Here is a 7,282-nt window from a genome sequence, read left to right as displayed (position 1 = left end):
TTAGTAATTATTTGATGAATTATTATAACTGGCGCAGGCCACATAGCCATAATCAAATGGTTGCCCCTGCTATAGCAGAAGAAAAACTTAATTCACTGTCCGGAATTAGTTGACCACAACAGAGGCTACATTGTTAAAAATGTTAGGGGTAAAATTGCCCGCACATCCTGATAACAAAAATTGTAAAAAGGAGTTTTCAAAATACAATAATGAATCCAATACTTGCTCAAATACTTATAGTAAGTTATTTCAAGAAGATAGCTACAAAGAGATAATAAAAACGGTGAAGCAAATTGAAGATCTAAAAAGTTTTTATATGGGGTAGCTAGTGCTAAACCTGTTTTACAATGAGTTATTCTACTTCCTAAGTCTAAATATCGTAATAGTCGTTTAGGTTATAACTTACAGCTATTTTGCTTTGAATCGGATATCTGACGATACCATTATCGTTGGGTTTCATTCCGTTCTACTCAACCTACAAGCTGATGGCTCTCTAATCCATCGCACGAAATATATTTCACGCCTACGCGGGGTAAATCCGCTGCAACCTAAAAACTTGTAACTCGCTAACTCGTTTTATTAAGATGCACACTTTTTCGCTTCGTGGGTTAGCTGTTTGAGAGCGATAATTTGGCCTTGTTTGTTTTGGTCAAGTGCCAGTAGGTCACCTTGGTGAATATGGGTATCTAGGGTGCCGTGCTTTTGTAATTCTTCAAGTAGCGATTGTTTAATTTGTACGAGTACATTTTGCTCGCAGTCTGCGATATACCAGTCGTTATCAACACTGACTAGACGCCCCGTGAAGCTGGTGCGGGCTTGGTGATTGGCTAATGCTTGTTGGTAGTTAGTATCTAGCGTTTGCTTTTGCTGCTTTAGATTGCTTACATAACTGCCTTTAGAGTCGAGCTCGTGAACTTCTACCCACTGATAATCAGAAAGATCAACAGCATAAATGTTTGTTAGTTCTCGATAATTATATTCAAGCATAACAAAGCCAAATAACGCTAGGGCAACAAATAAACTGGCCATTTGTATTTTCAAAAAACGTTGTTTTTTAGGCCGTGTTACTTGTGGCGTTTGCATTTGTGCAAGTTGTTCGGTGCTTAAGCTGTGCTGTGTTTTACGCTTTTGAAAATGTGCTTTTAAATCAGCATCGAGTTGCTCGTCGTTACGCTTCATGATGGCCTCCTAGTTGTTGTTTCAGGTTTTGACGGGCATATCGCAGCCGAGTTTTAATGGTCTCTGGGTTACTTTGTGTAATAGCAACAATATCTTCGAGACTAAAGCCTTCTTGCTGTAGGGTCAGTGCTTCTCGCTGTACAAAGCTAAGCGCCATGAGTGCTTTATCAAAGGCTTCATAGTCGTAGTGATATTCTGCACCTTTTGGTTCAGAAAAAACTTGGTTGTCTTCTAATTCAACGAACTTTTGCTGCTTACGAAACTCATCAATCAACAAATTACGTGCTAAACGAAATAGCCACGCTTTTGGATTGTTCTGTTCATTGTAAAAGTCGCGTTTATCAATAACTTTTAACCAAGTTTGCTGGCATATATCGAGAGCAAGATCTTTATCACTTTGGGTGACTAGGTAGTGATAAAGATCGTTCCCGTACTGAGCAACGAGTTGGTTAAGATAACGGTTGTCGCCTGTTTTGGCATACTGCGCCAAACAATCAGTGTTTGGCTTGTCAAATAACCATGTCTTGATGCTCATTAGCATAGGCCGTTATCCATCTATTTTAAAATCAAGTTGAACGCTTTGGTTTGTTTGTAATTGTGCCACACCTTCAACAACTTTAGGGCGATATTTCCAACGTTTAATAGCGCGAATTGCTTCGCGGTCAAATACCCGTTTAGGTTCGGCATCAATAATAACTGGGTCGATAACTTCGCCAGACGGTGAAATGCTAAAGCTAATTTGCACCCAGCCTTCAATCCCATCACGGGCTGCAACCGGTGGGTATTTAGGATTTATGCGTACAATTGGCGTTGCATCTCCCGTTGGTTGGTTAATGCTTTTGCTAAGCGTGTCGCCAATGTTATCGAATGTCATCGTTGGTGTTAAATCTGCTACCACAACCGTATCTGGATTATCACTCGTTGGGCGTGGCGGCGTTTTTGGTGGCATTTTAGCAACTGGTGGTGGCGGCAGTGTTTGCTTTACTTGCACTTTTGAATCTTCTGGTACTTCATAAATTTCAACCGTAATATCTGGACCTGTTTTTACATCGGCTCTTTGCTCAGCAGAAATTAAGTACTGCATAAATGCAAATGCTGCAAAGGTCATTACACCGCCACCAATAATTGCTGCGGTTGTCTTTAAAGCTGTATTGCTGTTATTCAAGCTTGCTGAGTTTAGTGGTAAAGTATGCATAGCCGTTCCTCTTTGGATAATTGCTTTCATAGCTAAAACGGCTGGCAAATAAAAAAGGGGTGAAATTTTTTTCACTTTTTATTTTTCACTAATTTTAGTGTGACTTTTTAGGTTGTTATGAAACTTATTCAAATAGATAAAGCCCGTTACCGTAAACATTTAAACCAAGTGATTATTGCTTGTGTAATTGCTTTAGCCGTTGGCAGTTTAGCCATTTCACAAACATTAATTGCGTTATTCCCTGACCCAAGCGGTAGCCATTTTCATTGGAACCTATTAGGTGTTGTTGTGTGTAGTTTGCTGGTGGGTTTTGTGCTTAATAAATACCGCAACCATGATTACATGACTGAAATTGTCTATGTGTGGGAGCTAAAAAAAGCGCTAAATAAAATTACTCGAAAAATGCCAAAGTTAAAAGCTGCAGGGCGCGAGGGCAATGCAGATGCTTTATTAGCAATTCATTACAGCTATGCCGGTTCGCGTTTGTTATGGCAGCTTGATGACAACACCATTACCATGGATGAGTTGGCAATTAAGCAGGCAGAGCTTGATGGTGTGGCAGAAAAATACAATCTCTCGCTTGATGCAGAACGTTATGATGAGTCAATCTTAAAGCAATTTTAAGGACGAATAATGAAAAAGGTTTTGATTGTTTGCTTGGGCAATATTTGCCGCTCACCTACTGCTGAAGCGGTACTTCGTAGCCGTGCCAAGGCATTGGGTGTCAATGTTAAAGTTGATTCTGCTGGCACCATTGGCTATCACCAAGGCAATCCACCTGATTCACGTTCAAAAGCAGCAGCCGAAAAGCGCGGTTATAGTTTTAAAGGGATATATTCACGACCTGTGACTCAAGCTGATTTTTATGAGTTTGATTTAATCTTTGCGGCAGACAAGCAAAATCTTGCTGATTTACAAGCTCAGTGTCCAGAGCACTTACAATATAAGTTGTCGCTGTTTTTAAGTCATGGTGATGCAGGGCAGAGCGAGATCCCTGATCCCTATTATGGTGGCGATCAAGGTTTCGAAAAGGTACTTGATTTAATTGAGGACGCAGCCGATAACCTGCTTAAAAAGTTTTAATATCAATCCGCAATAATACTTAATCATTTTGAGGGATTAAACCTATCGCTATCTGCGTTAAAAATTTCTGATTTACGACTGCATGGATGCAGAAGGTAGAGCAATGCAGGAGCAATTGTCGAGCACAACTAAATAACGAAATGTTTGCCTTGCTATCAACGAGGTTTTCTTGCCTCAAAATAGACCACTTAATTAAGCGAATTGGTATAAAAAGGGTCGCATTGCGACCCTGTTATTTATCTTTTTATTTTAAAGTCTAATTGCACCCGAGAAGTTGCAGCAATGGCTTGATCATTTTCAAACTTAGGCGCATAACGCCATTTTTTCATTGCTTTTACTGCTTCTCTTTCAAATGCAGTACCACCTTCAGAGTCAACTACAGTTATGTTGTCTACAAAGCCTGACGGGGTGACTTCAAATTCCATCACGACAATGCCGTCTTCCATACGTTGTGCTTTTGACATTGGGTATTTCGGCGGCACACGGTACAACGGCTCTTGTTCTTGGCTTTCTTTCCAAGGTACCATTTTTGCAATCGCTAAGCAGTGTTTGGTTGCTTCGTCGCTTTTACCAGTTTTTTCGTATAAGTGAACTAGCTTTGAATGGGCGTTTAATTCGGTTTGATGATCAAAGTCTAGCTCTTGATCAAATACACTTACTACGTGATTCAATCGCTCAATAGCGGTGCTGTATTTACGTTGGTTTTCTGCAAATGCGGCAACTAAAAAGTCTGCGCTAATACGATCGACAGCGTTATTTGGTAAGTTTTCTTGGTAGTACTTATCAGCTTCTTCAAGATACTCCTTTGCTGTGTAATAGCGCTCGCCAGTGCCTTTATAAGCAAGGATACGAGCAGCGGTCATTTTTGCATCAGCAACAAGCTTGTCTGAGTTTTGTTTTTCAGCAATAGCAATGACATCATCAAGATACGTATCAGCGCGCTTAGCTGAGGCAGTTGATTCTGCCATGCCGATTAATGAATCATATACTTGTACACTTAGCTTGCCGTGGTTTTTTTCGAGTATTTCGTAGGCTGTGCGATATAACTCAAAGCGTTGTTCTTGTTCGCTTTTATCTAGGCTGTTTGCATAGTTAATGGCAAGATTGGCGGTGTTGTCGGCGCTTTCACCATAAATTTCTTTGCCAAGCTCAAACGCTTTTTTAGCAAGCTCGCTACTGTCTTGCTTATTTTCTATAGCAGCGACATAAGCGCGGTAGGTGTCGTTAAATTCTTGTGTGGTCGTTTCATTGGCAATGCCTTGCTGACTAAATAGTAATGCAACACATAAGGCAAGTGAGCTCTTTTTCATAATATTCCTTATTATTTTGCCCAAAGAACAGGGGATTAATACTTGTAGATGATAATTATTATCATCATTAAGTGCAAGGTAGCAAATTACAGTCGATGTGTCACTGTTTGGCTTTAAGGTACGTGTTGCGATTCACTGGACTCTTGATTGGCAAACTTGGCAGGCTTAGTAGCAGGGCGCTGCAAATTAGCACGAAGGCTTTTTTCATAATATTCCCTATTATTGTTGTTTTTATTAACGGTTTGAAAAAGGTTTACTGCTTTATTTAGATTAAACTAATCTATTTTTTCGAATCGATTAAATGCTCATTTGTAGCAATTTGTTTCAATTCAATAAGCTAGGTATAAAATGAAGGGTGTTTATCGTGTTTGCTAAGCGCAGCTTGAGCGAGGCGCAAAGCTCGTATCTTGGGGTGGTTTGAGTGTATAATACTTGAATTGCTGGTAACTGCCTCAATATTAGTTATCACTCGTCGTATGTTGCATTCTTACAACCTTCAAGCTGTTGTAATCACATTTGCAGTATCGCATTTATTTTTTAATTTTGGATTTGTCGTGGCGCAAGTAAGAGCAAGAGTCCAGCTAAATGTTGGCAAAAACAGTGATATTCCTGCAGAAATCGTATCTTTTAGTGGTTTAAAAGATGGTCAAGAGCATGTGGCATTAGTATTTAATCAAGCCGACTCTGAGCAAGATGTGCCATTAATTCGCATGCATTCAGAGTGTTTAACTGGCGATGTATTTCACTCGTCACGTTGCGATTGTGGTGAACAATTAAATGAGTGTATCGAAATGATGCATCAGCAAGGCGGCATTTTACTGTACTTACGCCAAGAGGGCCGTGGCATTGGTTTATACAATAAGATTGATGCTTACGTATTGCAGTCACAAGGTATGAATACTTACGAAGCGAATAACCACTTGGGTTTTGCTGATGATTTACGCGACTTTTCAGATGCGGTTTTAATGTTAGAGGCTCTTGGGCAAAAGCACGTTAAGTTAATGACCAATAACCCAAATAAACTTAAAGCACTGCGTGATGCAGGCATTGAGGTTGACTCTGTTGTGGGCACGCACGCTCATATTAAAGCAGGTGTAGTAGGCAATCGTGCTTACCTCGAAACGAAAATCAAACATGGTTCGCACATGCTTGATATTAAAAAAATTAAAAAGCCTGAATAAATTTCACAACAGGTGACTATAAACAAGTAGCGCACCCAGTTATACTCGGTGCGTTTTGTCGTTATTGAATGAGAAATTATGTCAATCGAAGTTCGTGTTTTTAAAGCTGGTGCAGGCGTAAAGTGGTTTAAAGCAGGCTGGGAAATCTTTAAGCTGCAACCGTTTACTTTTATCTTAATGCATCTGCTAATAGTGGTAATTAGCTTTTTGGCGCTAGTACTGCCTCTATTGCAAGTTGTTGGTGCGTTTGTGACGCCGTTTTTAATGGCGGGGTTTTATCAAGCTGTGCTCACAAAACAACAAGGTGGGACTATCAGCCAAGCTGATATTTTTAAGCCATTTAGCAACAAAGGAAACCGTATTGGTTTAGTGCGAGTCGCTGTGTATCAGATGGCGGCGGGTATTTTATTGGCATTACTTTCTAATTTTATCTTTGCAGATGCTTACGCTGTTATCTCGAGTCAGACTTTTGACCCTCAAAATCAAGCTCATTTGGCTGATTTATTAGCGACCATTTCTATGGGGCAAGTTGCGGTATTTTTATTGGCTATCTGTGTGTATTTAACGGCTTTTGCCTACGCAGTACCTTTGGTCTACTTTCAAAAGCAAAGCAACATGTTTGCGGTGTTAAAAACCTCTTTTATGGTATTTTATAAAAATATGGCACCACTGAGTGTGTATGGCCTTATTTGTGCCGTGTTAATGGTGATCTGTATTCCTTTATCGTTTATTCCTCTATTGGTTTTAATGCCAATTTGTTACATTAGTTTCTTCGTGTCATTTCAGGCTATTTTTATGCCGGTTGTACCAAAAAGTGATGACCAAGCTAATGCGCCTGAATCACCGTCGCAATCAGGACGTTTTGACGCGTAATGGATGATAAAGAACAAAAGTTAAAGAATTACGTACTTTGGTTACTATCTCGACAAGATTATTCGCGTCGGGATCTAACCCGAAAGTTACAGCAAAAAGAGGCGACGCCAGAGTTCACAGAGCGTTTGTTAGATTGGTGTGAGTCACACAACTTTATTAACGAGCAGCGCTATTGTGAAGGGTTTGTACGCCGCCATTTAGCAAAGTATCATGGTGCAAAACGCATTCAGAGCGAAGCGATGGCAAAAGGGATAGACCGAGCATTATTAGATAAGACGCTCGAAGAGTTCGAAATCGATTGGTTTGAACTCGCACAGGACGCATATTTAAAGAAGTTTTCAAATTCAGGTAAAGAACTCGACCAGAAAGAAAAAGCGAAACGTGTTCGCTACTTGATGTATCGAGGCTTTAATTACGAACAAATTGATTTTGCAATGCAAGCACAGCAATAAACGGGTGAG

At 40.0% G+C, this 7,282-nt stretch carries 9 protein-coding genes; 5 read left to right on the top strand and 4 right to left on the bottom strand.

Annotation, left to right across the window (positions count from 1 at the left end):
• Positions 1-579: 579 nt before the first annotated feature.
• Genes AAEU31_RS19570 through AAEU31_RS19560 form a run of 3 tightly spaced genes read right to left on the bottom strand, consistent with a single transcriptional unit; the run spans position 580 to position 2,374 of the window.
• Complete coding sequence (locus AAEU31_RS19570; RefSeq protein ID WP_421968078.1) at positions 580-1,179, bottom strand: hypothetical protein; 600 nt, start codon at positions 1,177-1,179, stop codon at positions 580-582.
• A complete protein-coding gene (locus tag AAEU31_RS19565) occupies positions 1,169-1,720 on the bottom strand; it encodes an RNA polymerase sigma factor (protein ID WP_421968077.1) in 552 nt (183 codons plus the stop codon). Before AAEU31_RS19565 ends, AAEU31_RS19570 begins: the two co-directional genes overlap by 11 nt.
• Positions 1,721-1,726: 6 nt before the next feature.
• Entirely contained in the window at positions 1,727-2,374 is a 648-nt protein-coding gene (locus AAEU31_RS19560) for an energy transducer TonB (RefSeq protein WP_421968076.1), read from the bottom strand.
• A gap of 117 nt (positions 2,375-2,491) precedes the next feature.
• On the opposite strand from AAEU31_RS19560, the gene AAEU31_RS19555 reads away from it, so the two are divergent.
• The gene (locus tag AAEU31_RS19555) at positions 2,492-2,998 is read left to right on the top strand and encodes a DUF3087 domain-containing protein (RefSeq protein WP_421968075.1); all 507 of its coding nucleotides are present in this window, start codon (positions 2,492-2,494) and stop codon (positions 2,996-2,998) included.
• Between the two features lie 9 nt (positions 2,999-3,007).
• Positions 3,008-3,457, top strand: coding sequence for a low molecular weight protein-tyrosine-phosphatase (locus AAEU31_RS19550; RefSeq protein WP_421968074.1), 450 nt, complete (start codon positions 3,008-3,010; stop codon positions 3,455-3,457).
• Positions 3,458-3,693: 236 nt separating this feature from the next.
• Here the strand turns inward: AAEU31_RS19550 and AAEU31_RS19545 are convergent, their stop codons facing one another.
• Entirely contained in the window at positions 3,694-4,767 is a 1,074-nt protein-coding gene (locus AAEU31_RS19545; protein WP_421968073.1) for a TonB family protein, read from the bottom strand.
• A 554-nt stretch (positions 4,768-5,321) separates the two neighbouring features.
• On the opposite strand from AAEU31_RS19545, the gene AAEU31_RS19540 reads away from it, so the two are divergent.
• From AAEU31_RS19540 to AAEU31_RS19530, 3 genes are all read left to right on the top strand, one after another.
• Positions 5,322-5,948 carry a GTP cyclohydrolase II gene (locus AAEU31_RS19540; RefSeq protein ID WP_235382774.1) on the top strand — a complete coding sequence of 209 codons (627 nt, stop codon included), beginning with the start codon at positions 5,322-5,324 and terminating at the stop codon, positions 5,946-5,948.
• 78 nt (positions 5,949-6,026) lie between these two features.
• Positions 6,027-6,821, top strand: a complete 795-nt coding sequence (locus tag AAEU31_RS19535) for a BPSS1780 family membrane protein (RefSeq protein WP_138558654.1) — start codon at positions 6,027-6,029, stop codon at positions 6,819-6,821.
• Positions 6,821-7,273, top strand: coding sequence for a regulatory protein RecX (locus AAEU31_RS19530; RefSeq protein WP_135925846.1), 453 nt, complete (start codon positions 6,821-6,823; stop codon positions 7,271-7,273). The genes AAEU31_RS19535 and AAEU31_RS19530 overlap by 1 nt, the downstream gene beginning before the upstream one ends.
• Positions 7,274-7,282: the final 9 nt, after the last annotated feature.

It is taken from the genome of Pseudoalteromonas thalassia (assembly GCF_049257215.1).
Lineage (GTDB): Bacteria > Pseudomonadota > Gammaproteobacteria > Enterobacterales > Alteromonadaceae > Pseudoalteromonas > Pseudoalteromonas lipolytica_C.
The sequence above is the reverse complement of the archived record's forward strand: the minus strand, read 5'-3'. Positions and strand labels throughout refer to the sequence as shown.

What these genes read in the sequence shown, in the direction of transcription:
- AAEU31_RS19570 (WP_421968078.1), bottom strand. Translation starts at nt 1,179, where the DNA reads ATGAAGCGTAACGACGAGCAACTCGATGCTGATTTAAAAGCACATTTT.
- AAEU31_RS19545 (WP_421968073.1), bottom strand. Translation starts at nt 4,767, where the DNA reads ATGAAAAAGAGCTCACTTGCCTTATGTGTTGCATTACTATTTAGTCAG.
- AAEU31_RS19535 (WP_138558654.1), top strand. Translation starts at nt 6,027, where the DNA reads ATGTCAATCGAAGTTCGTGTTTTTAAAGCTGGTGCAGGCGTAAAGTGG.
- AAEU31_RS19555 (WP_421968075.1), top strand. Translation starts at nt 2,492, where the DNA reads ATGAAACTTATTCAAATAGATAAAGCCCGTTACCGTAAACATTTAAAC.
- AAEU31_RS19550 (WP_421968074.1), top strand. Translation starts at nt 3,008, where the DNA reads ATGAAAAAGGTTTTGATTGTTTGCTTGGGCAATATTTGCCGCTCACCT.
- AAEU31_RS19530 (WP_135925846.1), top strand. Translation starts at nt 6,821, where the DNA reads ATGGATGATAAAGAACAAAAGTTAAAGAATTACGTACTTTGGTTACTA.
- AAEU31_RS19565 (WP_421968077.1), bottom strand. Translation starts at nt 1,720, where the DNA reads ATGCTAATGAGCATCAAGACATGGTTATTTGACAAGCCAAACACTGAT.
- AAEU31_RS19560 (WP_421968076.1), bottom strand. Translation starts at nt 2,374, where the DNA reads ATGCATACTTTACCACTAAACTCAGCAAGCTTGAATAACAGCAATACA.